We start from the raw sequence: 24342 nt of genomic DNA, 5'->3' as shown, positions 1-24342 counted from the left end.
ACCCTTCCGTGATCACTGGAGACGGGCGTCCAGACGCAGAAGGCGGTGCACGGGTGAGCTCGGGAGGTCTGGAGCTGCCCCCTGGTGACAGCGGTCACGAGGGTGGCCCGGTGGACGCCGCGGGCGGTCCGGCGGGTACGGCCGGCGGCGTGCCGGGCGCGGCGGCGGCCGGGGCGGCGGTGTCACTGGCCCCGCAGGCGACCGGGGACGCGCGGGCCGGGGCCGAGCTGGACTGGGGCGCGGACGCGTGGAGCGAGGTCCGTACCCGGGCCCAGCGCGCGGGCCGTGCGTACATCTGGCTGAATCTCATCGAGCAGCGGCTGCGGTCGGTGGTCGGCGCCGTCCTGCGGCCGGTCTACGAGCCGGTGCACGGCGGTGACGACTGGGTCGTCGCCGCGGCGGGCCCCGCCGGGCAGGAGTGGGTGCAGCGGGCCGTGGCCGTGCGCGAGGTCAGCCGGCGCAAGGGCTACCTCCTCGACCCGGCCGACGACAACGTGCTGAGCTTCCTGACGCTGCCGCAGCTGCGGGAGCTGATGGTCCAGCACTGGCCGTGCTTCGAGCCGTACTTCGACGACCGGCGCGAGATCGAGCTGGCGCTCGACGAGCTGGAGGTCACCCGGAACGTGGTCTCCCGCAACCGGGCGCTGTCACGGGCGGTGCTGGAGCAGGCGGAGCGCGCCTCGGCGCGGCTGCTGGAGGTGCTGGGCGCCGGCTCGGGCAGCCCCTCGGCGGACCGGCTGCCGATCGACGCCGTCGAGGACCTGGTGGGGGACCGGTACGCGGACGTCATCTCGGTCCACCCGGACCGGGTGCGGCTGCAGCGGCAGCTGCCGGCGGAGGACCTGTTCGGGGGCGCGCGGCGGCTCGACGCCATCGGCATAGGCCTCAACCTGCTGGTGCAGAACTTCTCGGGGCGCAGGCTCGTCCGGCTGACGGAGGCGGGCTGCCGGGTGCGGCTGCTGTTCCTGAACCCGGCGAGCAGCGCGGTCAAGCGGCGCGAGCGGGAGCTGGGGCTGCGCAAGGGCGAGCTGAGCCGGTCGGTGGAGATGAACATCCTGCACGTGCGCCGGGTGCGGGCGGGCCTGAAGGACCCGTCGCGCTTCGACATCCACGTCTTCGACGAGACCCCGCGCTTCACCGCCTACCTGGTGGAGGGGCAGTCCTCGGGCATCGCGGTGGTCCAGTCGTACCTGAGGCGGGCCCGGGGGATGGAGGCGCCCGTGCTGGTGCTGCGCGGGGGCGGCCGGGGCGTCCCGAAGGACGCCGACCACGGGCTGTTCCAGACGTACCGGGAGGAGTTCGAGTCGGTCTGGGAGGACTCGCGGCCGGTGTCGTGAGGGTGGGCCCGTGACCCCGGGCTTACCAGGTGGGGTCCGGGCCGGCGCCCGGGGGGTGCCCCGGCCGGGTGTCAGTGGCGCGTGGCAGGCTGAAACGCGTTGACCGGAAACACGGGGGAGGGGCGCGTCATGGAGGCGTGGCACGGGGGAGCGCTGGTCGGGTTCGACCTGGAGACGACCGGTACGGAGCCGGGGGAGTCCCGGATCGTGACGGCCGCGGTGGTCGAGGTGCGGGGCGGCGAGGTACGGGCGAGGCGCGGCTGGCTCGCGGATCCGGGGACACCGATCCCGCAGGAGGCCGCGGCGATCCACGGGATCAGCACGGAGCGGGCCGTCGCCGAGGGCCGTCCGGCGGCGGAGGTCGCCGAGGAGGTCGCGGCGGCACTGGTGGAGCACTGGCGCGGCGGCGCGGTGGTCGTCGCCTACAACGCGGCCTTCGACCTGACGCTGCTCTCGGCCGAGCTGGCCCGGTACGGGCTGCCCTCGTTCGCCGACCGGCTGGGCGGGCCCGAGACCGGGCCGGTCGTGGACCCGCTGACGATAGACCGGGCCGTGGACCGCTTCCGGCGGGGCAAGCGGACGCTGGAGGCGGTGTGCGGGGTGTACGGGGTCACCCTCGACGCGGCGCACGACGCGGGGGCCGATGCGCTGGCGGCGGTTCAGGTGGCCCGGGCCATAGCCGCCCGGCACCCCGAGGTGGCGGCACTCAGCCCGGCGGAGCTGCATGACCGTCAGGGCGGCTGGCACGCCCGCTGGGCCCGTGACTTCCAGTCCTACCTGCGCCGCCAGGGCAGCCCGGACGCGGTGATCGACACGGCCTGGCCCCTGCGCGGCCTCCTCCCGGCCCCGGCCTGACGCGGCCCCCGGGGGTGTCCGCGACGTGGCGCCCGCCGCCCGGCGGGTGGGCCGCCGGCCGCGCCGGGAGTGCGCGCCGCGCACCGCGAGATCCGCCCGATCCCGGCCACCCGGCAGCCCGTGCCCCGGCCTGATCCGAAGACCCTAGAAGGGGTGCCAGCGGGTTTCCGTGTCGCCTTCGCGGAGGGAGGCCACGCGGCGGCGGAACTCGGCGAGGGCCTGCGGGTTGGCGGGGGCGTGCTGGGCGACCCAGGCGCAGCTCGCCGTCTCGCGGGCGCCGCGCAGGACCGCGCAGCCCTCCCACTCCCGGACGTCCCAGCCGTACGCCGCCGTGAAGGCGCCGTACGCGGCGGCGGGCATCCCGTACCGGTCGCGGGACAGGGCCATGACCACCAGGTCGTGTTCGCGCAGGTCCGAGGAGACGGTCTCCAGGTCCACCAGCACCGGTCCGTCCGGGCCCACGTGCACGTTGCGCGGCAGGGCGTCGCCGTGGACGGGGCCGGGGGTCAGGTGCGGGGTGAGCGCGGCGACCTCGCCCGCGTAGGCGTCGCGCCGGGCGCGCAGGTACGCCGCGTCCTCGGGGTCGACGGCGTTGCCGGCCAGCCGGAGCCATCGCTCGACCCCGCCCAGCAGGTCCCGCGCGGGCAGTGCGAAGGGGGGCGCGGGCAGCGCGTGCAGCGGCCGCAGCAGCGCCGCGAGGTCCTCGGGGCCGGCCGGGCGCAGGGGGGCCGGGAGCCGGTGCCAGACCGTCAGCGGGTGCCCGCCGACCAGCCGGGGCGCCGGTTCGGCGGCCCGGACCGCCGGGATCCCGGCCTCCGCGAGCCAGCCCGCCACCGCGAGTTCCCGTTCGGCCCGTTCCAGCAGGGCCGCCTCGCGGCCCACCTTGACCACCAGGCCGCCGGCCGCGAAGACGGCGTTCTCGCCGAAGGCGAGCAGCTCGGGGCGGTCCGCCCCGGTGCCCGCGAATCCCGCCTCCGCCAGTACGTCCCTGGCCCGCGCCTCGTCCATGCGTTCGTCTCGTCCTTCGCCGGATCGTCGTGATCACCGTGAGTCCGCCCAGTCTCGCATTGCGGGCCCGGGAGGGCCGGGTGGGGCGGGAATCGGCCAGTGCGTCGGTTTTCGGGCGGGACGGCCCGGGCGGCGCCTTTTCCGTTGCACGAGACGTCTCGTCTCGTTATGGTCGGGTCATGATTCCAGCAGCCACGGCCAAACCCGCACACATCGCCATGTTCTCCATCGCCGCCCCCGGGCACGTCAACCCGAGCATCGAGGTCATCCGGGAGCTCGTCGCCAGGGGACACCGCGTCAGCTACGCCATCCCCGCCTCCTTCGCCGAGAGGGTCGCCGAAACCGGTGCCACCCCGGTGGTCTGGACGTCCGTCCTGCCCACCGAGGACGAGCCCGAGGGATGGGGCACCGAACTCGTCGACAACCTCGAACCCTTCCTGAACGACGCGGTCCAGGCGCTCCCGCAGCTCGCCGACGCCTTCGAGGGCGACGAACCCGACCTCGTCATCCACGACATCACCGCCTACCCGGCACGCGTCCTCGCCCGCCGCTGGGGCGTCCCCCAGATCTCCCTCTCCCCGAACCTGGTCGCCTGGACCGGCTACGAGGAGGAGGTCGGCGCCCCGATCACCGCGCAACTGCGCGCCTCCGAGCGCGGGCGGGCCTACTACGCGCGCTTCCGCGCCTGGCTCGACGAGAACGGCATCGACGAGGACCCCGACCACTTCGTCGGCCGGCCGACGCGCAGCATCGTCCTGATCCCGCGCGCCCTCCAGCCGCACGCCGACCGGGTCGACGAGTCCGTCCACACCTTCGTCGGCGCCTGCCAGGGCGACCGCAGCGCCACCCAGGGCACCTGGGAGCGGCCCGCCTCCGCCGAGGGGAAGAAGGTCCTCCTCGTCTCCCTCGGCTCCGCCTTCACCCACCAGCCCGCCTTCTACCGCGCCTGCGTCGAGGCCTTCGGCGGCCTCCCCGACTGGCACGTGGTCCTGCAGATCGGCAGGTTCACCGACGAGGCCGAACTGGGCGAGGTCCCCGCCAACATCGAGGTCCACCGCTGGGTCCCCCAGCTGGACATCCTGCGCCAGGCCGACGCCTTCATCACCCACGCCGGCGCCGGCGGCAGCCAGGAGGGCCTGGCCACCGCCACCCCGATGGTCGCCGTACCGCAGGCCGTCGACCAGTTCGGCAACGCCGACATGCTCACCGCCCTCGGCGTCGCCCGCCGCGTCGACACCGAGGACGCCGACGCCGCCACCCTGCGCGAGGCCGTCCTCGGCCTGCTCGCCGACCCCGAGGTCGCCGCCCGCGCGGAAGCCGTCCGCGCCGGCATGGCCGCCGAAGGCGGAACGCGGCAGGCCGCCGACCTCATCGAGGCCGCACTGTCATAGCCACCGCCTAGGGTGCGGCCATGACGAAGACGACGGGCACGAAGAAGTACGCCGCCCTCCTGCGCGGCATCAACGTCGGCGGGAACAAGAAGGTCCCGATGGCCGAGCTGCGCTCCGTCCTGGAGGGCCTCGGCCACCGCGACGCGCAGACGTACCTGCAGAGCGGCAACGCCGTCTTCAGCAGCGCGGAGACCGACACCACCGCCCTCGCCCGGGGCCTGGAGGCGGCCATCGAGGCCCGCTTCGGCTTCCGCGTGCCCTGCCTCGTCGTCGACGGGGACCACCTCGCGGCCGTCGTCGCGGCCTGCCCCTTCCCGGCGGACGAACTGGAGGGCAGGCAGCTCCACGCCACCTTCTTCTCCGAGCAGCCGGGCCCCGAGCGCTTCGCCGCGCTCGACGGCGCCGCGTACCTCCCGGAGGAGTACCGGCTGGGGGACCGCGTCCTCTACCTCTACGCCCCGGACGGCCTCGGCCGCTCCAGACTGGGCGAGGCCCTCGCCCGGCCCGCCGTCGTCAAGGGCCTGGACGTCACCACCCGCAACTGGAACACCGTCGTCAAGCTCGTGGAGCTGACCCGCCCCTGAGCACCGACGCCCTACCCGGCCCCCACCGCGTCGAGCAGCGCCAGGTCGCCGTCGGACAGGGACAGCGCCGCCGCGTCCAGGTTCTCCGCCAGGTGCACCGGGGAGCCGGTGCCCGGCGTCGGGCACAGCACCGGCGAGCGGTGCAGCAGCCACGCCAGCGCCACCTGCCCCCGGGTCGCCCCGTGCGCCCCGGCCACCTCCGCTACGGCGGTCGCACCCGTACGCGTCAGGGCCCCGCTGCCGAGCGGGTAGTACGGCAGGAAGGCGATCCCGCGCGCCTCGCACAGCGCCAGCACGTCGGCGGAGGACCGGTCCCGCAGGTTGAACGGGTTCTGCACCGCGGCGACCGGCACCGACTCCACCGCCAGGAGCAGCTGCTCCACCGTCACGGTGTCCAGACCGATGTGCCGGATCTTCCCCTCCGCCCGCAACTCCGCCAGCGCGCCCAGCTGTTCGGCCACCGGCACCGCCGGGTCGAAGCGGTGCAGCTGGTACAGGTCGATCCGCTCCAGCCGCAGCCGCCGCAGGCTCGCCTCGCACATCCGCCGCAACTCCTGCGGCCGGCCCGCCACGTGCCACTCGTCCGGGCCGGTGCGCACCACCCCGCCCTTGGTGGCGACCACCAGCCGCTCCCCGTACGGGTGCAGGGCTTCGGCGACCAACTCCTCGGCCAGCCCGGGCCCGTAGTTGTCGGCGGTGTCGATCAGGGTCACGCCCCGCTCCACCGCGGCCCGCAGCAGCGCCCGGGCCTCGGCGCGGCTGCCGCGCGGCCCCCAGTAGCCGGCGCCGACCAGTCCGCCCGTGCCGAGACCGATACGGCGGACGGGCAGGTCCCCGCCGAGAAGGAACGTCGGATTCGTCATGGCCCGAACGTAGCCGGGCGCTGCGGGTGTGTCAGGCTCGGGGCATGCGGTACATCATCATCGGCGCCGGAGCGATCGGCGCGACCATCGGCGGACGCCTCGCCGAGACGGGCCGGGAGGTCGTCCTCGTCGCGCGCGGCGCGCACGCCGAGGCGCTCAAGGCCGACGGGCTGCGGCTCACCACCGCCGACGGCACCCGCGTGCACCGGCTCCCCGTGGTCACCGGCCCGCCGGAACTGGGCGAGCTGCGGCCGGACGACGTCCTGCTGCTCACGGTGAAGACGCAGGACGCCATCGCGGCCCTGGACGCGTGGGGCGACGCGGAGGTCGCAGGCGGCGGCACGGCCGCGCAGCGGCTGCCGCTGCTGTGCGCGCAGAACGGCGTGGAGAGCGAACGGCTCGCGCTCCGCCGCTTCTCCCGGGTGTACGGGGTCTGCGTCTGGCTCCCCGCCACCTTCCTGGAGCCGGGAGTGGTCTCGGCCCTGTGCTCCCCGCTCACCGGGATCCTGCACCTCGGGCGGGCCGCCGGCGGGTCGGACGCGCGGATCCGGGCGATCGCCGCCGACCTCGGCGGGGCGGGCTTCGAGGCGCCCGTCGTCGAGGACGTGATGCGGTGGAAGTACGCGAAGCTGCTCGGGAACCTGGGCAACGCCGTCCAGGCGACCACCGGCCCCGAGCCGGACCCGGCCAAGGCCGCCCTGCTGCTGCGCGCCGTCCGGGAGGGCAGAGCCGCCTTCGACGCGGCGGGCATCGGCTACGTCACCGAGGCCGAGCAGGCGGCGGCCCGCGACGGCAAGGTCGACCAGCCCGCGGGCGTCCGCGGCGGCTCCTCCTGGCAGAGCCTGGCCCGCGGCACGGGCTCGGTGGAGGCCGACTACCTCAACGGTGAGATCTCCCTGCTGGGGCGCCTGACCGGCGTGCCCACCCCGGTCAACGACGTCCTGCGCCACGCGGCGAACATCTTCGCCCGGGAAGGCCTCCCGCCGGGGGCGATGTCCATCGCCGACCTGACCTCCCTGGCCGACGAGGCCGCGGCCCGCGGCTGACGGGGCCCGCCGCCCCCGGCGACGGGGGCGGCACCTCGGGCCCTCAGGCCGTCAGGGCCCGGTGCGGGGCGCCGGCCGGGGCCGCGGTGTCGTAGCGGTGCAGCAGGAGGCGGGCCAGCTCGACGGTGGCGCCCAGGACGGGCGCGATCACGTCCGCGCCCGCGGCCTCGGCGCCCGCCGAGATGCGGTCGGGCAGGAAGCCCGGGGCGATGACGTACGGGGCGACCGCCACGCGGCGGACGCCCTCCGCGCGCAGGGCGCGTACGGCGTCCTCCGTGCGGGGAAGGGCGGCGGAGGCGAACGCGGGCCGCACGGCGCACCAACCGGTGTGCCGCCACTCCCGCGCGATTTCAGCGATCACCGCGATCGCCTCCGGGTCGGTGGAACCGGCGGACGCGAGGACGACACCGGTCGTCGCGCGGTCCGCCGGGGTGAGGCCGAGGCCGGCCTCGGCGAGGCGGCGCTCCAGGGAGGCCACCAGCAGGGGGTGCGGGCCCAGGACGTCCGCGACCCGGACCGAGAGGTCGGGGAGCCGGACGGCCGACTCCGCCAGGACGGCCGGGACGTCGGCCTTCGCGTGGAAGGCCCGGGTCAGGAGCAGGGGCAGGGCCACGACCTCGCGGACGCCCGACAGGTAGAGGGAGGCCAGGGACTGGGAGACGGTCGGGCCGTTGAAGTCCAGGAAGGCCGTCTCCACCCGGAGCCCCGGCCGCAGCGACCGGGCCCGCCCGACGAGGGCGTGCACGGTCGCCGCGTGCCGCGGATCGCGGCTGCCGTGGGCGATGACCAGAAGTGCGCGGGACATCGGGTGCTCAGTTCTTGACCAGGAGGCCGCGGCTGCGCAGGACCCACCGCTCGACGGGGCTGAAGATCAGCAGGTCGATGGCGATGCCCACGACCAGGATCAGGATGATCGCGAGGAACACGCCCGGCAGGTCGATGTTGTTGCGGCCGTTCTCCAGGAGCTGGCCCAGGCCGAGGCCCAGGTCGGGGGAGCTGGCGATGATCTCGGCGGCCATCAGGGAGCGCCAGGAGAAGGCCCAGCCCTGCTTGAGGCCGGCGACGTAGCCGGGCAGGGCCGCGGGCAGGACCACGTGCCAGGCACCGCGCAGGCCCGTGGCCCCCAGGGTGCGGCCGGCCCGCAGGAACAGCGGCGGGATCTGGTCGATGCCGGAGACGAGGCCGTTGGCGATCGACGGCACCGCGCCGAGCAGGATCACCGTGTACATCATGGCGTCGTTGAGGCCGAACCAGAGCACGGCCGGCGGCACCCAGGCGACCGACGGCAGCGACTGGAGGCCCTGGAGGATCGGGCCGATCGCGGCGCGGACGAACCTCACCCGGGCGACGAGCAGGCCGAGCGGGGTGCCGATGGCGAGGGCGAGGAGGAAGCCGAGGAGGCCCCGGGAGACCGAGGTCCAGACGACCTCGACGAGCGTCCCCTTGAGCCACATGTCGGACAGGCTGTGCCAGACGGCGGACAGGGCGGGGAGCTTGGTCTCCTCGGTGACCTTCGCCGAGACCAGGACCTGCCAGACCACCAGCACCAGGGTGACGGCGAGCGCCGGGGGCAGGACCTTCTTGGTGAGGACCTCGCGCACCGGCGTGCGGTGGGTCTGGACCGCGTCGAGGGCGTCCAGGCCGGCCTCCAGGCCGGCCAGGTCGTCGGTCTTCGCCGGGGCCTTCGAAGTGGTGTCAGTGCTGGCCATGGCGGCGGATCTCCCCACGCAGGTGTTCAGTGATCTCGAGGGACAGTTCCGCGACGTCCGCGTCCTCGATGCGGCGCGGCTGCGGGATGTCCACGGTCCATTCCTTCGCGACCCGCCCCGGGCGGGAGGAGAGGAGGACCACGCGCTGGGCGAGGCGGACGGCCTCGCGCACGTTGTGGGTGACGAACAGGACCGACACGCCGGTCTCTTCCCAGATGCGGGTGAGCTCGCCGTGCAGGACGTCGCGGGTGATGGCGTCGAGGGCCGCGAACGGCTCGTCCATCAGCAGGAGGCGGCTGTCCTGGGCGAGGGCCCGGGCGAGGGCGACGCGCTGGCGCATGCCGCCGGAGAGTTCGTGGACCCGCTTGCCGTACGCGCCGCCGAGCCGGACCAGCTCCAGCAGCCGGTCGGCCTCGGGCTTGCGGTCGGCCTTGGCGACGCCGCGCAGGCGCAGCGCCAGCTCGATGTTCTTGCCCGCGGTGAGCCACGGGAACAGGGCGTGCTCCTGGAACATCAGGGCCGGACGGCCGAGGGTCTCGATGGACCCCGCCGACGGCTTGTCCAGACCCGCGACCAGGTTCAGCAGGGTGGACTTGCCACACCCCGATGCCCCCAGGAGCGTGACGAACTCCCCGGGAGCGACATCGAGGCTGATGTCGTCCAGGACGAGCTGCGATCCGGCCGGGCCGGAGAAGGACTTCGAGACGTGCTCGATGCGGGCGGCGTGCGTCTGCTCCGCTACCGAGCCCTCGGCAGCCTTGGCGAGAGTGGTGGCCATGGTCGTCACCTCCTGGGATTGCTGGACTACGGGTTACTTGGCGCCGAGGCCGGCGTCGGACACCGGGGGCTTGCCGGCGGCCTTGAGGACCTTGTTCAGGAGCGTCAGGTCGTAGATGCCGGCCAGGTCGGGGTTCTCCAGGAGCTTGGCCTTGACCGCCCACTCCGACTGCTTCTTCAGCGTCGCCGCCAGCGGGTCGTCGGTGACCGAGATGCTCGGCCACGCCGGGTCGATGACCTTCGGGTCCAGCCCCTTGCCGGTCTCGGCGAGGAGCCGGGCGTTCGCGGAGGCCTTCGCCTTGTCCTGGTTGGAGTGGATCCACTCGTTGGTCTTCACCGTGCCGCGCAGTACGGCCTCGACGACGTCCGGGTGCTCCTTGAGGAACTTCTGCGACACGATGACGTTCGTGATCACGAACTTGTTCCCCGGCCACAGGCTGCCCTCGTCGAGGAGGACGGAGCCGCCGTCGGAGACGAGCTTGGATGCGGTGGGCTCGGGCACCCAGGCGCCGTCGATCGAACCCTGCTTGAAGGCGTCGGGGGTGACCTTGTTGTCCGTACGGACCACCGACACGTCGCCCTTGCCGGACTCGGGGTCGACCGACCAGCCCTTCTCGGAGATCCAGTTGAGGAACGCGACGTCCTGCGTGTTCCCCTTCTGCGGGGTGGCGATCTTCTTGCCCTTGAGGTCGTCCAGGGTCTTGATCTTGTCCGGGTCCACGACCAGCTTGACGCCGCCGGAGGCGGAGCCGGAGATGATCCGCAGGTTGGAGCCCTTGGACTTGACGTAGCCGTTGATGGACGGCGAGGGCCCGATGAAGCCGATGTCGAGGGAGCCGCCGTTGAGGGCCTCGATCTCGGAGGGGCCGGCGTTGAAGGACTGCGGCTTGACCTTGGTGCCGTTCAGCTCCTTCTCGATCAGGCCCTCCTGGAGGCCGACCAGGGCGGTGGCGTGGGTCAGGTTCGGGAAGTACCCGATGCGGACCTCGGACGCGGAGAGCTTCTGGCCGCCGCCGTCGGCGGCGGCCGGCCGGGCGTCCGCGTCGGCGGTCTTCTCGGCCTGGGACCCGTAGCCGCAGGAGGCGAGGGCGCCGATCAGCAGCGGCAGGGCGGCGACGGCGGCGAGGCCGCGGCGCGGGGTCTTGCGGGTGTCACGGGTGGCAGGCACGGGAGGGCTTCCTCTCGACGCGCCGTCAGGGGACTACGGCGCGGGTCTTCGTCTGTGGTGCGTGGGCGGGTACGGCTCGCGGGGGGTGCGCATGAGGTGCGCGTACGTCATCGCGCACATCGCGCCACCCCTCCCTGGCCGCTGCCGAGGGCGCCGCTGCCCACGCGGCCGCCCTCCTTCGCGAAAGTGGAGTACATGTCGGCGGGCATCACTAGAAGTCCCACCCGTCCTCGTCCGCAGCCACGACCTCGGCCCTGGAGGCGAAGGACTCGCCGGCCATGCCGGCCGCCAGGGTGGTGCCGTCGGCCGGGTCGATCAGCAGGAAGGAGCCGGTGCGGCGGGAGTCGGCGTACGCGTCGAGCGCGAGGGGCTCGGCGGTGCGGACGACGACGCGGCCGATGTCGTTGGCCACCAGCTGCCCGGGGTCCGGGTGCTGGGACAGGTCGTCCAGCGTGAGCCGGGAGGGGATCTCCTTGACGATCGCCTTGACCGTGCGCGTCGTGTGCTTGATCAGCACCCGTGCGCCGACGGCCAGCGGCTGGTCCGCGACGTGGCAGACGGTGGCGACGACGTCCTGCGTGGTCGCCGGGGCGGTCGCGGACGGCGCGATCAGGTCGCCGCGCGAGATGTCGATGTCGTCCTTGAGGCGCAGGGTCACCGACTGCGGGGACCAGGCGATGTCCACGGACTCGCCGAGGGCGTCGATGCCCTCGATGACCGAGGTGCGGCCCGACGGCAGGACGGTGACGGCCTCGCCGACGCGCAGGACGCCGGAGGCGATCTGGCCCGCGTAGCCGCGGTAGTCGGGGTGCTCGGCGGTCTGCGGGCGGATCACGTACTGCACCGGGAAACGCGCCGGGCAGGCGGTGAGGTCGTGGCTGACCGGGACGGTCTCCAGGTGCTCCAGGACGGTCGGGCCGCCGTACCAGTCCATGTTCGCGGAGGGCTCGACCACGTTGTCGCCGGCGAGGGCCGAGATCGGGATCGCGGTGATCTCCGGGACGCCCAGCTCCGAGGCGTACGCGTTGAACTCCTCGGCGATCTTCGCGAAGACCGGCTCCTGGTAGCCCACGAGGTCCATCTTGTTGACGGCGAGGACGACGTGGGGGACGCGCAGCAGGGCGGCGACGGCGGCGTGCCGGCGGGTCTGCTCGATGACGCCGTTGCGGGCGTCGACGAGGACCACGGCGAGGTCGGCGGTGGAGGCGCCGGTGACCATGTTCCGGGTGTACTGCACGTGCCCGGGGGTGTCGGCCAGGATGAACCGGCGGCGGGCGGTGGCGAAGTAGCGGTAGGCCACGTCGATGGTGATGCCCTGCTCGCGTTCGGCGCGCAGGCCGTCGGTGAGCAGCGCCAGGTCCGGGGCGTCCTGGCCGCGGTCGGCGGAGACCCGCTCCACGGCCTCCAGCTGGTCCTCCAGGACCGACTTCGAGTCGTGCAGCAGGCGGCCCACGAGGGTGGACTTGCCGTCGTCGACGGAACCCGCGGTGGCGAAGCGCAGCAGCGTGGTGGCGCTGAGCTGCTCGGTGGTGGTCGTCATGGTTAGAAGTACCCTTCGCGCTTGCGGTCTTCCATCGCGGCCTCGGACAGCTTGTCGTCGGCGCGGGTCGCGCCCCGCTCGGTGAGCCGGGACACGGCGATCTCGGCGATCACGGCGTCGAGGTCGGCGGCGTCGGAGTCGACGGCGCCGGTGCAGGACATGTCACCGACGGTGCGGTAGCGCACGAGGCGCTTCTGCACGGGCTCGGACTCCTTGGGGCCGCCCCATTCGCCGGCGGTCAGCCACATGCCGTTGCGCTGGAAGACGTCACGCTCGTGCGCGAAGTAGATCTCGGGGAGTTCGATGTCCTCGCGGGCGATGTACTGCCAGACGTCGAGCTCGGTCCAGTTGGAGAGGGGGAAGACGCGGACGTGCTCGCCGGGGGCGTGGCGGCCGTTGTAGAGCTGCCACAGTTCGGGGCGCTGGCGGCGGGGGTCCCACTGGGAGAACTCGTCGCGCAGGGAGAACACGCGCTCCTTGGCGCGGGCCTTCTCCTCGTCGCGGCGGCCGCCGCCGAAGACGGCGTCGAACCTGAGCTGCTGGATGGCCTCGGTGAGCGGGACGGTCTGCAGCGGGTTGCGGACGCCGTCGGGGCGCTCGCGGAGCTTGCCGGCGTCGATGTACTCCTGGACGGAGGCCACGTGCAGGCGCAGGCCGTGCTTCTCGACGGCGCGGTCGCGGTAGGCGAGGACCTCGGGGAAGTTGTGCCCGGTGTCCACGTGCAGCAGCGCGAACGGCACCGGCGCGGGCGCGAAGGCCTTCAGCGCCAGGTGCAGCATGACGATGGAGTCCTTGCCGCCGGAGAACAGGATCACCGGCTTCTCGAACTCGCCCGCCACCTCGCGGAAGATGTGCACCGCCTCGGACTCGAGGGCGTCGAGGTGCGACAGCGCGTAGGGCGCGTCGGAGCCGGACTCGGTGTGCGGGTGCGCGGCGGTGGTCATGCCAGACCCCTCTCGGTGAGCAGTGCGTGCAGGGCGGAGGCCGACTCCTGCACGGTCTGCGTGTGCGACTCGATGCGGAGGTCCGGGTTCTGCGGTGCCTCGTAGGGGTCGTCGACGCCGGTCAGACCGGAGATCTCGCCCGCCGCCTGCTTGGCGTACAGGCCCTTCACGTCGCGCTCGGAGCACACCTCGACGGGGGTGGCCACGTGCACTTCGAGGTAGTTCGTCGAAGCGGCGGCGTGCCGCTTCGCGACGGCCTCGCGGCTGTCGGCGAACGGCGCGATCACGGGGACGAGGGCCTTCACGCCGTTGCTGGCGAGGAGTTCGGCGACGAAGCCGATCCGCTGCACGTTGGTGTGCCGGTCCTCGCGGCTGAAGCCCAGGCCCGCGGAGAGGAACTCGCGGATCTCGTCCCCGTCGAGCACCTCCACCCGGTGGCCCTCGGCGCGCAGCCGCTCGGCCAGCGCGTACGCGATGGTGGTCTTGCCCGCGCTGGGCAGACCGGTCAGCCACACCGTGGCTCCCTGGCCGGTCACGCTCATCCGCTTCTCCGTAAGTTCCGTGGTTTCCGTAGGTGTCGTGGTCATCAGCCGTGCAGTCCGCACTCGGTCTTGCCGCGTCCGGCCCAGCGTCCGGCCCGCGCGTCCTCGCCCTCCGCGACCCGGCGGGTGCAGGGGGCGCAGCCGACGGAGGCGTAGCCGTCCGTCAGCAGCGGGTTGGTGAGGACCCCGTGCTCGGCGACGTACGCGTCCACGTCGTCCTGCGTCCAGCGGGCGATGGGGGAGACCTTGATCTTGCCCCGCTTCTCGTCCCAGCCGACGACCGGGGTGCCCGCCCGGGTGGGGGACTCGTCGCGGCGCAGGCCCGTCGCCCACGCGTCGTACGCGGTCAGGCCCTCTTCGAGGGGCTTGACCTTGCGCAGCGCGCAGCACAGGTCCGGGTCGCGGTCGTGGAGCCTCGGCCCGTACCGGGCGTCCTGCTCGGCGACCGACTGGCGCGGGGTCAGCGTGATGACGTTGACGTCCATCACCGCCTCCACCGCGTCCCGGGTGCCGATCGTCTCCTCGAAGTGGTACCCGGTGTCGAGGAAGACCACGTCCACACCCGGAGCGACCCGCGAAGCCAGGTGGGCGACGACGGCGTCCTCCATGGAGGAGGTCACGCAGAACTTCTTCCCGAAGGTGTCGACCGCCCAGCGCAGGATGTCCAGCGCGGAGGCGTCCTCGAGGTCGCGGCCCGCCTGCTCGGCCAGTTCTCTGGGACTCGCGTCTTGAGTGGTGGTCATATCTCGTCCCCTCCAGCGGCGTTGGACTGGACACCCCGGGACAGCAGGCCGAGGTACTTGAGCTGGAAGGCCCGGTTGCAGGCCCTGCATTCCCAGGCGCCGTGACCCGTTTCGTGGGGAAACAGGTCCTCGTCGCCGCAGTACGGGCAGTAGAACGGTGCGGCGCGCTCGCTCATGAGAGGCTCGCGTCGCTGGCGCGGCCGACCCAGGCGGCGAAGCGCTCGCCGTCCTCGCGCTCCTCTTCGAAGCGCTTGACGACCCGCTCGACGTAGTCGGGCAGACCGGCCGAGGTGACCTTGAGGCCGCGGACCTTGCGGCCGAAGCCGGCCTCCAGGCCGAGGGCGCCGCCGAGGTGGACCTGGTAGCCCTCCACCTGGTTGCCGTCGTCGTCCAGGACCAGCTGCCCCTTGAGACCGATGTCCGCCACCTGGATACGGGCGCAGGCGTTCGGGCAGCCGTTGATGTTGATGGTGAGCGGCTCGGCGAAGTCCGGCAGGCGGCGCTCCAGCTCGTCGATCAGCGAGGCGCCGCGCGCCTTGGTCTCGACGATGGCCAGCTTGCAGAACTCGATGCCGGTGCAGGCCATCGTGCCGCGGCGGAACGGGGACGGCTTGACCCGCAGGTCCAGCGCCTCCAGGGCGGCGACGACGGAGTCGACCCGGTCGGCCTCGATGTCGAGGACGATCATCTTCTGCTCGGCGGTGGTCCGCAGGCGGCCGGAGCCGTGCTGCTCGGCGACGTCCGCGATCTTGGTGAGGGTGGCGCCGTCCACCCGGCCGACGCGGGGCGCGAAGCCGACGTAGAACCTGCCGTCCTGCTGCTGGTGCACGCCGACGTGGTCGCGCCACTGGCCGCTGGGCTGCTCGGGCGCGGGGCCGTCGGTCAGCTTGCGCTTGAGGTACTCGTCCTCCAGGACCTGGCGGAACTTGGCCGCGCCCCAGTCGGCGACCAGGAACTTCAGGCGGGCGCGGGTGCGCAGGCGCCGGTAGCCGTAGTCGCGGAAGATCGAGATGACGCCCTCGTAGACGTCGGGGACCTCGTCCAGGGAGACCCAGGTGCCCAGGCGCACGCCCAGCTTGGGGTTGGTGGACAGGCCGCCGCCGACCCACACGTCGAAGCCGGGACCGTGCTCGGGGTGGTTCACGCCGACGAAGGCGATGTCGTTGATCTCGTGCGCCACGTCGAGCAGCGGCGAGCCGGAGACCGCCGACTTGAACTTGCGCGGCAGGTTGGAGAAGTCCGGGTTGCCGACGATGCGGCGGTAGATCTCCTCGATGGCGGGCGTGCCGTCGATGATCTCGTCCTGGGCGATGCCGGCGACGGGCGAACCGAGGATGACGCGGGGCGTGTCACCGCAGGCCTCGGTGGTCGACAGGCCGACGGCCTCCAGACGGCGCCAGATCTCGGGAACGTCCTCGATCCGGATCCAGTGGTACTGCACGTTCTGGCGGTCGGTGAGGTCGGCGGTGCCCCGCGCGAACTCCTCGGAGATCTCGCCGATGACGCGGAGCTGCTCGGTGGTCAGCCGGCCGCCGTCGATGCGGACGCGCAGCATGAAGTACTTGTCGTCCAGCTCCTCCGGCTCCAGGATCGCGGTCTTGCCGCCGTCGATCCCGGGCTTGCGCTGGGTGTAGAGGCCCCACCAGCGCATGCGGCCGCGCAGGTCGTTGGGGTCGATCGAGTCGAAGCCCGTCTTGGAGTAGATCGTCTCAATGCGCGTCCGCACGTTGAGACCGTCGTCGTCCTTCTTGAACTGCTCGTTGCCGTTGAGGGGCGTGTGGTGCCCGACGGCCCACTGGCCCTCGCCGCGGTGACGGCCGGTCTTGCGGCGCGCTGCGGCTGCGGGGGCGGCTGCGGGCGTTTGAGGGGTGGCGGCCATGGCGGGTACGTCCTTCTTCAACGGCTCGACGTGGAGGCAGGGGGGAGCGGCGGCGCGCCCCTGTCACGCTGGAGTCTCCGAGCAGGTGTGGCCGGTTTCCGCCCGCGTGTCGGGGTTGCCGACAGGCAGGGGGCGGCGTTCGGCCTCAGGGGGCTTGCGGGTGATCGACGCGTCCGCGGCGGCGGGGACTGCGGCGATGTGCGGCGGGTGCTGGTTCCGTCAGCGCGCCGGACAGATGGCGCTGGACATGCGGCCGAGGTCGACGTGCCGCCGACTCACCAAGGCAATTCCAGCTCCATTCATGGCCGAAGCGTGTCATGTGCCGATTGGAGGAGTCCACTACTGTCCACGATGCGGACGAACTCGTCCCGGATCATGAGACCACGTGACCGGGGTCACCTTTTTTGACACGCCGCTCGCACGGCTCGGCGCCGGGGCGCCTCCCCGGCTTCGCGCCGCTGCGCCGGCCTCCGGCCGTCGGGTGCGGGGCGGGGGTCCCCTACCCGCCCTTCGCCCGTTCCCTGGGGGCTCCGCCCCCAGACCCCCGCGCCTCAAACTCCCCCAGCTACCGCTGGGAGGTGCCCCCAGGAGGGGCTGGACACATCCAGCCCGCGCGGCGTTTGAGCGCACCGGGCGCGCAGCGCCCGGCTCTTTCAGCCTCGCCGGCGTTTGAGGCGCGGGTCCGGGCAGCGCCCGGGGAACGGTGGAAGGGCGGGTCGGGGGCAGCTCCGCGCAGCGGCACCCGGTCCCCGCCCGGCCGGGGCAGGGGCTACGCGCCCGGCCAGGGGCCCGGGGTCGGGGTTTCTTCCGTGGGTTCCGTTTCCGTCTTGAAGACCTTGAAGCCGCGGCGCCGGTAGTTGTCCATCGCCGTCGGGCCGTCCTGGCTGCACGTGTGGACCCACACCCGGCGGGTCGGCTCGCGGTCCGGCCAGCGGGACGCGAGGTCCCAGGCGCGGGCCGTGCCGAACGTCAGCAGGTGGCCCCCGATGCGGCGGCCCCGGAAGTCCGGCAGGAGGCCGAAGTACATGATCTCCACCACGCCGTCGGGCTGCGGGTCCAGCTCGACGTAGCCCGCCGGGGTGCCGCGGTCGTACGCGACCCACGTCTCCACCCCCGGCCGCTCCAGCAGCTCCACCCACTGCGCGCGGGTCAGCGACAGCCGGTCCGTCCAGTGGATGTCCTGGCCCACCGAGGCGTACAGGAAGCGGCTCAGCTCCGGGGACGGGACTTCCGCGCGGGTGATGGTGATCTCCGGGCCCGGTATCGCCGCCGGGACGAGGTCCTCGGGGGAGGTCATCTCCAGGGACCAGGTGGTGAGGGTGATGGTGCTCATGCCGTTCAGGGAACCACGGGCGCCCCGCCGCGGCCCAGGCGGGCCCTGATCACGGCCGGGGCGGTGGAGTGGGGCAGCAGCCGGCCCGGGTCCGCCGGGCGGATCAGCTCCACCTCCACGTCCTCCGCGAACCGGTACGGCCGGTGCGTCAGCACCCCCGCCAGGTGCCTGCGCACCCGGGACAGCTCGGCGCGCACCGTCACCGTCCGCGTCGGGTCCCCGAACAGCTCGGCGGCCAGCTCCGCCGCCGAACGCCCCCGCGGGGTCTCCGCCAGCAGGAACAGCAGCTCCGCGTGGCGCGGGCTCAGCTCCTGGGACCAGCTGCCGGCTGCCCCGTACACGGTCGCCGACCAGGACCGGGGCCCGCTCAGGTCCAGCACCACCCGGCTCACCGCCGGCGCGGCGCCGCGCGCCTCGGCCAGCCGCAGCAGCCAGCCGCCGGGCAGCGGCTCCGCCACGCAGTCGCCCAGCTGCCCGACCCACGCCGGGCCGGGGCCCAGCCCCTTCGGCAGGGCGACCCGGTCGGCGGGGGCCAGCCCCGTGACCGCCGCCGTCCAGCCGTGCGGGTCCACGACCGCGGCCCGCCCGGGCAGCCGGGCCAGCAGCGGCGCCGCCACGGCCCGCAGCCGCTCCAGGGACTCCAGGTGCCGCACCCGCAGCTCACGCTCGGCGAGCCGGGCCACGGAGCTCACCCAGGCCAGGGTGGCCGGGTGCATGGTGGCCAGCGGGCCGCTGACGTCGACCACGCCCAGCAGCCGGCCGTCCCTCGGGTCGTGCACGGGCGCCCCCGCGCAGGTCCAGTCGTGGTGGCTGGAGACGAAGTGCTCCGCCGAGAACACCTGGACCGGCCGCCGCGTCACCAGCGCGGTGCCCACCCCGTTCGTGCCGACCACGGCCTCGTCCCAGTCGGCCCCCACCGCGAAGCCCAGCCGGTCCGCCTTGCGCAGGATCGACCGGTGCCCCTCCCGCCACAGCAGCCGCCCGTCCGCGTCGGCGACGACCATGATGTGCAGGGCCTCGTCCAGCGCGGGCAGCAGCCCCTCGCGCAGCACCGGCAGGACCTCCCGCAGCGGCGAGACCTGCCGGCGCTCCTCGGTCTCGGCGGCCGACAGCAACCGCGAGCGGGCGTCCCGGTCGGGGTGCACCCCGCCGGCGAGCATCCGCCGCCAGGACTCGGCGATCTCGGGGCGGGGGGCGGCCGGCGGACGGTCCCCGGCCAGCGCCGCGGCCCGGACCCCCTTCAGCAGGCGCGTCGCCTCCCGCGTGTCCATGGCCGAGATGCGCGCCACGTCGACCGTGCTGCCTGCGGTGTTGGCCACCGGAACCTCCCCGTGCTGAACAGGACGTACTGCGCAAGCCGCCCCCCGTGCCGCACGCGCGTACTTCCCGGGCACATGCGGCGGGCGAATTCCGAGCCGTAAGGAATGCAGGGTTGCAACGGTATGCAACCCTCGCCAACCCCCGGTCACCCGACCGAAACTATGGGCACGCCGCCGAGCGGCGTGACAGCTCCTTCCTCGGGGCTCTTGGACCAGGGGTGGTGCCGAGTCGGCGCGGCGCCACTCCTGATCCCACCTCCACGGGCTCGGATCCGGCGCTGACCGCTCCGCCGGCCGCGCAATGGTTTGGGGACCACCGCGGCCGGGGAGCAGGGTGGTCTGGGGACCGCCGTCAGCCCGTGATCCGCGCCCGTGCCACCACTTCGGCCAGGTCGAGGCCGTGCGGCAGAGTGCCGAAGGCAGCCCCCCAGTCACCGCCGAGCCGGGACGCGCAGAACGCGTCCGCCACCTCCGAAGGGGCCCAGCGGACCAGCAGCGAGCCCTGGAGCACCAGGGCCATCCGCTCCACCACCCTGCGGGCCCGGGCCTCGATCCCGTCGAGGTCGGCCAGCTCCGTCAGCAGGTTCTTGATCGCCGCGTCCAGCCGGTGGTCCGCGCCCCTGGCCAGGCCGACCTCCTGGAGGAACGCGTTCAGGGCCCGGGGTTCGCGCTGGAGCGCGCGCAGCACGTCCAGGGACTGGACGTTGCCCGAGCCCTCCCAGATGGAGTTCACCGGGGATTCGCGCAGCAGTCTCGGCAGGCCGGACTCCTCGACGTAGCCGTTGCCGCCCAGACACTCCAGGGCCTCCGCCACCATCGGCGTACACCGCTTGGTCACCCAGTACTTCGCGGCGGGCACCGCGAGGCGCAGGAAGGCCCGCTCCTGGTCGGTGCCGGCGTCGTACGCGGCCGCGAGACGCAGCGTGAGGACGGTGGCGGCCTCCGACTCCACGGCGAGGTCGGCGAGGACGTTGCGCATCAGCGGCTGGTCGATGAGCGGCGCTCCGAAAGCAGAGCGGTGCTCCGCGTGGTGGACGGCCTGCGTCAGCGCCTGCCGCATCAGCGAGGCCGAACCGATCACGCAGTCCAGTCGGGTCGCCGCGACCATCTCGATGATGGTCCGCACCCCCCGGCCCTCCTCGCCCACCCGCCGCGCCCACGTCCCGGAGAACTCGATCTCCCCCGAGGCGTTCGACTTGTTGCCCAGCTTGTCCTTCAGCCGCTGGATCGCGAACGCGTTGCGCGTCCCGTCCGGCAGCACCCGCGGCACCAGGAAGCAGGTCAGCCCGCCCGGCGCCTGCGCCAGCACCAGGAACCCGTCCGACATCGGCGCCGAGCAGAACCACTTGTGCCCGGTCAGCACGTACTCCCCGGCCGCGTCCAGCGGAGCCGCCGACGTCGTGTTCGCCCGTACGTCGCTGCCCCCCTGCTTCTCCGTCATGCCCATCCCGAAGAGCACCCCGGCCTTCTGCCCGGCCGGCCGCAGCCCCTCCTCGTACACGTGCGAGGTCAGCCTCGGCTCCCACTGCGCCGCCAGCTCCGGATCGGCCCGCAGCGCCGGCACCGCCGCGTGCGTCATCGACACCGGACAGCCGTGCCCCGCCTCCGCCTGCGACCACAGGAAGAAGCCCGCCGCCCGCCGCAGGTGGCCGGCCGGACGCCCCCAGGCGTCCGTCAGCCCGGCGCCGACCGCGTGCCCGAGCAGCCGGTGCCACGACGGGTGGAACTCCACCTCGTCGATCCGGTTCCCGTAGCGGTCGTGCGTCCGCAGCACCGGCGGGTTCTCGTTCGCCTCCCGGCCCCACCGCTGGGCCTGCGCCGAACCCGCGGCGCGGCCGAGCGCGGTGAGCTCCTCCCGTACCTCGTCGCGGAGTTCGGGGGCCGCGTCGGCGAGGTGCCGCTCCACGCCCTCGGTGAGGGCGCGGTCGCCGAGGTAGACCTCGTACCCGACGAGCGGCGGGGCCTGGTTGCTGACTGTGTGGGTGGTGGCTGCCATGCGGATACCGTAAGGACGTGCAGCCAGCAAAAGAAACACCCGAGGGGTCCCCGGTACGCCCGGGCAGGCTCCACCGGGCCCGCGTCCTCTACCGCAACGTCTCCAAGCGCAAGATGGGCTGGCTGCTCCTCAAAGACACCGTCAACTCGTGCATCGAGTACCGGATCCTCGGTCTCGCCGCCGAAGCCGCCTTCTTCACCCTGCTCTCCCTGCCGCCGCTCTTCCTCGGCCTGCTGGGTCTGCTCGGCTACGTGGACGGCTGGACCAACACCCAGTCCGTGGCCAGCATCGAGGAGAACATCCTGCGCGCGGTCGGCACCGTCCTGTCCGACCGCGGCGTCAACGACATCGCCAGACCCATGCTCGACGACGTCACCAGCCGCGGCCGGCCCGACCTGATCTCCCTCGGCTTCGCCTTCGCCCTGTGGTCGGGCTCCCGCGCCGTCAACGTCTTCATCGACACCATCACCGTCATGTACGGGCTCGACGGGCAGCGGGGCATCGTCAAGACGCGGCTGCTGGCCTTCCTCCTCTACGTGATCGCCCTGCTGATCGGCGCGATCGTGCTGCCGCTGATGGTCGTCGGACCCGACGCCGTCGTCCGCCTGGTGCCCTGGAGCACCGAGGTGATCGCCGTCCTGTACTGGCCGGTGGTCACCCTGCTCTCCATCGCCTTCCTGACGACCCTCTACCACGTGTCCGTCCCCGTCCGGTCGCCGTGGATCGAGGACGTGCCCGGCGCGCTCGTCGCGCTCGCGATGTGGGTGCTCGGATCGTTCCTGCTGCGGATCTACCTGACCAACACGGTGGAGGGCCCGACCATCTACGGGTCGCTGGCCGCGCCCGTCGCGATCCTGCTGTGGATCGGCATCTCGGCCTTCGCGGTGCTCGTCGGCGCCGCCGTCAACGCCGCCATCGACCGGGTCTGGCCCTCCGTGGCCACCGCCGCCGCCCGCGAGGCCAACGAGCGGGTCCGCGAGGCCGAGGCCGCCCAGCTCGTCGCCCGCGCCGCCGCCTGGCGGGCCCTCGCCGAGGGGGAGTCCGAGGACGACGAGGACGCCGGGATGCCCTCGGAGTTCCCCGAACGCTGGTCGAACTTCCTGCCGCCCGACGACTACACCTCCCGCCTGCGCAAGCACTGACCGGCGACCACGGCCTACGGTGGCGGTGTGTACGAGGAAGCGCCGTCCCGGGCCGTGGCCGGAGCCGTGCTCTGGCGGGCCGAGGGGCCCGGCGGGGTCGTGCTGCCCGACGGGTGCATGGACCTGCTCTGGACCGGCGGCCGGCTGCTGGTCGCCGGCCCCGACACCGGCCCGCACCCCGCCGGGGAGGTCCCCGGCCGCGCCTTCGCCGGAATCCGCCTCGCCCCCGGCACCGCGCCCGCGCTGCTCGGCGTACCGGCCCATGAGCTCCTCGACCGGCGCGTCGAGCTGGCCGACCTGTGGCCCGGCCCCGAGGTACGCCGCCTCACCGCGCGCACGGCCGCGTACGGGGACCCGTGCGCGGCCCTCGAAGCGCTGGCCCGGACCCGCCTCGCCGCCGCGGGCCCGCCCGACCCGCTCCCCGCCGAGGTCACGGCCCGGCTCCGCGCGGGCCAGCCCGTCGCCGCCATCGCCCGGGCCGTCGGCCTCGGCGAACGCCGGCTGCGCCGGCGCTGCCTCGACGCCTTCGGGTACGGCCCCCGGACCCTGGGCCGGGTGCTGCGCCTCCAGCGGGCGCTGGCCCTGGCCCGGCGCGGGCTGCCGCAGGCCGAGGTGGCCTGTGCCGCCGGGTACGCCGACCAGGCGCACCTGGCCCGCGAGGTGCGCGCGCTGGCCGGGACCACCCTCGGGGCCTACACGGCGTCCGCCGGCGCGAACAGCGACACCCCGCAGCCGTCGGGGTCGAGCACCACCGCGTAGCGCTGGCCCCAGAAGGCGTCCCAGGGCTTCAGGTGCCCCTCGTACCCGGCGCCCGTCAGCTCCGCGTACAGCGCGTCCACCTCCGCGGGGGACTCGCACAGAAAAGCGAGCTCCCGGCGCTGCCCGCCGAGGGGCGGGGTCCAGGAGGGGTCGAAGGAGCGGACGGTCTCCTCGGTGTCCCAGCCGATCCGCAGCCCGCCGGGCAGCACGGCCTCGACGTGCGGCAGGTCGTCGGCGCCGGCGGGGACGTCCAGGCCGAGCCGGCGGTAGAAGGCGAGCGAGGCGGCCATGTCGGAGACGACCAGGCCGATCATGTCGAGTCGTGGAGTCATGCCCGCAGGCTAGGCACGCGGCCGCCCGACGGTCTTGAACGAAACGGACACGCCCGCCGGCCCGGCACCCGGACCAGCACCCGCTCCGGCCCCACCGGCGTCTGAGGCGCGGGGTTCGGGACGGAGCCCCGAGGTACGGTGAAGCGGGGGTCCCCCCGGACGGAGCCTGGGGGAGGGCAGGTGACCTCGCCCCGCGCACCGGCGCACTCCGCGCACCGGCCCGTCCCGCGCACCGGCCCGTCCCGCGCACCGGCCCGTCCCGCGCACCGGCCCGTCCCGCGCACTGGCCCGCCCCGCGCGGCGGCCCGTCCCGCGCACTGGCCCGTCCCGCGCACTGGCCCGCCCCGCGCGGCGCCCGCCCCGCGCGGCGCCCGCCCCGCGCGGCGCCCGCCCCGCGCGGCGCCCGCCCCGCGCGGCGCCGACCCCGGCGCGGACGCCCGACCCCCGACCTCCCGGAACGGCCCGGGCTCGGGAGGCCGGTGGGCTCCACCCCCGGGTGGAGAGCGGACCTCCACCCGGGATCCACCCCGGCGCCGATCACAGCCGCCCCGGCCGCTCCTAGCGTGGAACTCATGGATGCCGCACGCCTTCTCGTCACCGCCCTCGTCATCGTCCTCGTCGTGGTCCGCCGGTTCACCGGGCGGCCCGTCAAGGAGCAGGAGCGCCTCTGGGTCCTGCCCGCCGTGCTGGCCTTCTTCGCCGTGGCCGGCGGCGGGCTGGTCGAGCCCCGGCACCCCGTGGCGGCCGTCCTGCTGCTCGCCGCCGAGACCGGGGTGGCGTTCGGGCTGGGCCTCCTCATGGGCCGCGCCATGACCGTGTGGCGGGAGCCCGACGGGACCCCGTGGGCCAAGGGCAACAAGGCCGTCCTCGCGCTGTTCGGGCTCTCCCTCGCCACCCGCGCCGGCCTGGCCCTGCTCGGCTACGCCGACGGCATACCCCCGCACACCGGGGCACTGCTGCTCACCCTCGCCGCCTGGATCCTCGCCCAGGGCCTGGTCCTGGCCGCCCGCGTCCGCCGCGTCCCGCTCCCGGCATGACCCGCACGCCGCCCCCGGGACACGGCCTAGCATGGGCG

General features: G+C 73.9%; 24 protein-coding genes and 1 pseudogene. 8 read left to right on the top strand and 17 right to left on the bottom strand.

All coding sequences use genetic code 11. From position 1 onward, the window contains the following. The first annotated feature begins 53 nt into the window (after positions 1-53). The gene (locus ABD973_RS06230; protein ID WP_125822948.1) at positions 54-1337 is read left to right on the top strand and encodes an SAV2148 family HEPN domain-containing protein; all 1284 of its coding nucleotides are present in this window, start codon (positions 54-56) and stop codon (positions 1335-1337) included. A gap of 129 nt (positions 1338-1466) precedes the next feature. Then, positions 1467-2192 carry an exonuclease domain-containing protein gene (locus ABD973_RS06225; protein WP_125822949.1) on the top strand — a complete coding sequence of 242 codons (726 nt, stop codon included), beginning with the start codon at positions 1467-1469 and terminating at the stop codon, positions 2190-2192. Positions 2193-2336: 144 nt separating this feature from the next. Here ABD973_RS06225 and ABD973_RS06220 read toward each other — a convergent pair whose 3' ends face one another. After that, the gene (locus ABD973_RS06220; protein ID WP_345499054.1) at positions 2337-3200 is read right to left on the bottom strand and encodes a phosphotransferase; all 864 of its coding nucleotides are present in this window, start codon (positions 3198-3200) and stop codon (positions 2337-2339) included. A gap of 144 nt (positions 3201-3344) precedes the next feature. Here ABD973_RS06220 and mgt point away from each other — a divergent pair. Further along, positions 3345-4591 (top strand): annotated as a pseudogene (mgt, locus tag ABD973_RS06215) (macrolide-inactivating glycosyltransferase). A gap of 20 nt (positions 4592-4611) precedes the next feature. Further along, positions 4612-5175, top strand: a complete 564-nt coding sequence (locus ABD973_RS06210) for a DUF1697 domain-containing protein (protein ID WP_125822952.1) — start codon at positions 4612-4614, stop codon at positions 5173-5175. Positions 5176-5186: 11 nt separating this feature from the next. On the opposite strand, the gene ABD973_RS06205 is transcribed toward ABD973_RS06210, so the two are convergent. Then, on the bottom strand, positions 5187-6038 hold the full coding sequence (locus ABD973_RS06205; protein ID WP_345499048.1) for an aldo/keto reductase: 852 nt from the start codon (positions 6036-6038) through the stop codon (positions 5187-5189). A 44-nt stretch (positions 6039-6082) separates the two neighbouring features. Here ABD973_RS06205 and ABD973_RS06200 point away from each other — a divergent pair, with 44 nt between their 5' ends. Continuing rightward, positions 6083-7084, top strand: coding sequence for a ketopantoate reductase family protein (locus ABD973_RS06200; RefSeq protein ID WP_125822954.1), 1002 nt, complete (start codon positions 6083-6085; stop codon positions 7082-7084). A gap of 43 nt (positions 7085-7127) precedes the next feature. Here ABD973_RS06200 and ABD973_RS06195 read toward each other — a convergent pair whose 3' ends face one another. The 14 genes from ABD973_RS06195 to ABD973_RS06130 all read right to left on the bottom strand — a co-directional run bounded on the left by ABD973_RS06195 (position 7128) and on the right by ABD973_RS06130 (position 21034). Then, positions 7128-7889 carry a sirohydrochlorin chelatase gene (locus ABD973_RS06195; RefSeq protein ID WP_125822955.1) on the bottom strand — a complete coding sequence of 254 codons (762 nt, stop codon included), beginning with the start codon at positions 7887-7889 and terminating at the stop codon, positions 7128-7130. A gap of 7 nt (positions 7890-7896) precedes the next feature. Further along, complete coding sequence (locus ABD973_RS06190) at positions 7897-8793, bottom strand: ABC transporter permease (protein ID WP_125595146.1); 897 nt, start codon at positions 8791-8793, stop codon at positions 7897-7899. Continuing rightward, complete coding sequence (locus tag ABD973_RS06185; RefSeq protein ID WP_125595147.1) at positions 8780-9571, bottom strand: ABC transporter ATP-binding protein; 792 nt, start codon at positions 9569-9571, stop codon at positions 8780-8782. Before ABD973_RS06185 ends, ABD973_RS06190 begins: the two co-directional genes overlap by 14 nt. Positions 9572-9604: 33 nt before the next feature. Next, a complete protein-coding gene (locus ABD973_RS06180) occupies positions 9605-10738 on the bottom strand; it encodes an aliphatic sulfonate ABC transporter substrate-binding protein (protein ID WP_345499042.1) in 1134 nt (377 codons plus the stop codon). A 211-nt stretch (positions 10739-10949) separates the two neighbouring features. Continuing rightward, complete coding sequence (locus ABD973_RS06175) at positions 10950-12278, bottom strand: sulfate adenylyltransferase subunit 1 (protein WP_125822957.1); 1329 nt, start codon at positions 12276-12278, stop codon at positions 10950-10952. Positions 12279-12280: 2 nt separating this feature from the next. Further along, on the bottom strand, positions 12281-13222 hold the full coding sequence (gene cysD, locus ABD973_RS06170) for a sulfate adenylyltransferase subunit CysD (RefSeq protein WP_125822958.1): 942 nt from the start codon (positions 13220-13222) through the stop codon (positions 12281-12283). Beyond that, positions 13219-13764: an adenylyl-sulfate kinase gene (gene cysC, locus ABD973_RS06165; protein WP_241253417.1), complete on the bottom strand. Its 546-nt coding sequence runs from the start codon at positions 13762-13764 to the stop codon at positions 13219-13221. The genes cysD and cysC overlap by 4 nt, the downstream gene beginning before the upstream one ends. Before the next feature lie 44 nt (positions 13765-13808). Beyond that, positions 13809-14507 (bottom strand): phosphoadenylyl-sulfate reductase, encoded by a 699-nt coding sequence (locus ABD973_RS06160; protein ID WP_345499038.1) that lies wholly within the window; start codon positions 14505-14507, stop codon positions 13809-13811. Next, entirely contained in the window at positions 14504-14683 is a 180-nt protein-coding gene (locus tag ABD973_RS06155) for a hypothetical protein (RefSeq protein ID WP_125595153.1), read from the bottom strand. The genes ABD973_RS06160 and ABD973_RS06155 overlap by 4 nt, the downstream gene beginning before the upstream one ends. Beyond that, positions 14680-16386, bottom strand: coding sequence for a nitrite/sulfite reductase (locus ABD973_RS06150; protein ID WP_125824218.1), 1707 nt, complete (start codon positions 16384-16386; stop codon positions 14680-14682). Before ABD973_RS06150 ends, ABD973_RS06155 begins: the two co-directional genes overlap by 4 nt. Positions 16387-16605: 219 nt before the next feature. After that, positions 16606-16689 carry a putative leader peptide gene (locus tag ABD973_RS06145; RefSeq protein WP_312847410.1) on the bottom strand — a complete coding sequence of 28 codons (84 nt, stop codon included), beginning with the start codon at positions 16687-16689 and terminating at the stop codon, positions 16606-16608. 466 nt (positions 16690-17155) lie between these two features. Further along, positions 17156-17719 carry a GNAT family N-acetyltransferase gene (locus tag ABD973_RS06140; RefSeq protein ID WP_125822961.1) on the bottom strand — a complete coding sequence of 188 codons (564 nt, stop codon included), beginning with the start codon at positions 17717-17719 and terminating at the stop codon, positions 17156-17158. A 5-nt stretch (positions 17720-17724) separates the two neighbouring features. Next, complete coding sequence (locus ABD973_RS06135) at positions 17725-18990, bottom strand: GAF domain-containing protein (protein ID WP_125824219.1); 1266 nt, start codon at positions 18988-18990, stop codon at positions 17725-17727. 400 nt (positions 18991-19390) lie between these two features. After that, on the bottom strand, positions 19391-21034 hold the full coding sequence (locus ABD973_RS06130) for an acyl-CoA dehydrogenase family protein (protein WP_125822962.1): 1644 nt from the start codon (positions 21032-21034) through the stop codon (positions 19391-19393). A gap of 17 nt (positions 21035-21051) precedes the next feature. On the opposite strand from ABD973_RS06130, the gene ABD973_RS06125 reads away from it, so the two are divergent. Together ABD973_RS06125 and ABD973_RS06120 are read left to right on the top strand one after the other, a co-directional pair. Continuing rightward, positions 21052-22176, top strand: a complete 1125-nt coding sequence (locus ABD973_RS06125; protein ID WP_345499032.1) for a YihY/virulence factor BrkB family protein — start codon at positions 21052-21054, stop codon at positions 22174-22176. A gap of 27 nt (positions 22177-22203) precedes the next feature. Continuing rightward, on the top strand, positions 22204-22935 hold the full coding sequence (locus ABD973_RS06120; protein WP_125822963.1) for a helix-turn-helix domain-containing protein: 732 nt from the start codon (positions 22204-22206) through the stop codon (positions 22933-22935). Here the strand turns inward: ABD973_RS06120 and ABD973_RS06115 are convergent. Then, complete coding sequence (locus ABD973_RS06115; protein WP_345499029.1) at positions 22869-23267, bottom strand: VOC family protein; 399 nt, start codon at positions 23265-23267, stop codon at positions 22869-22871. The two genes, ABD973_RS06120 and ABD973_RS06115, sit on opposite strands and share 67 nt — an antisense overlap. A gap of 572 nt (positions 23268-23839) precedes the next feature. On the opposite strand from ABD973_RS06115, the gene ABD973_RS06110 reads away from it, so the two are divergent. Then, positions 23840-24304, top strand: coding sequence for a DUF1453 domain-containing protein (locus ABD973_RS06110; protein WP_125604256.1), 465 nt, complete (start codon positions 23840-23842; stop codon positions 24302-24304). Positions 24305-24342 lie beyond the last annotated feature (38 nt).

It is taken from the genome of Streptomyces racemochromogenes (assembly GCF_039535215.1).
Lineage (GTDB): Bacteria > Actinomycetota > Actinomycetes > Streptomycetales > Streptomycetaceae > Streptomyces > Streptomyces racemochromogenes.
The sequence above is the reverse complement of the archived record's forward strand: the minus strand, read 5'-3'. Positions and strand labels throughout refer to the sequence as shown.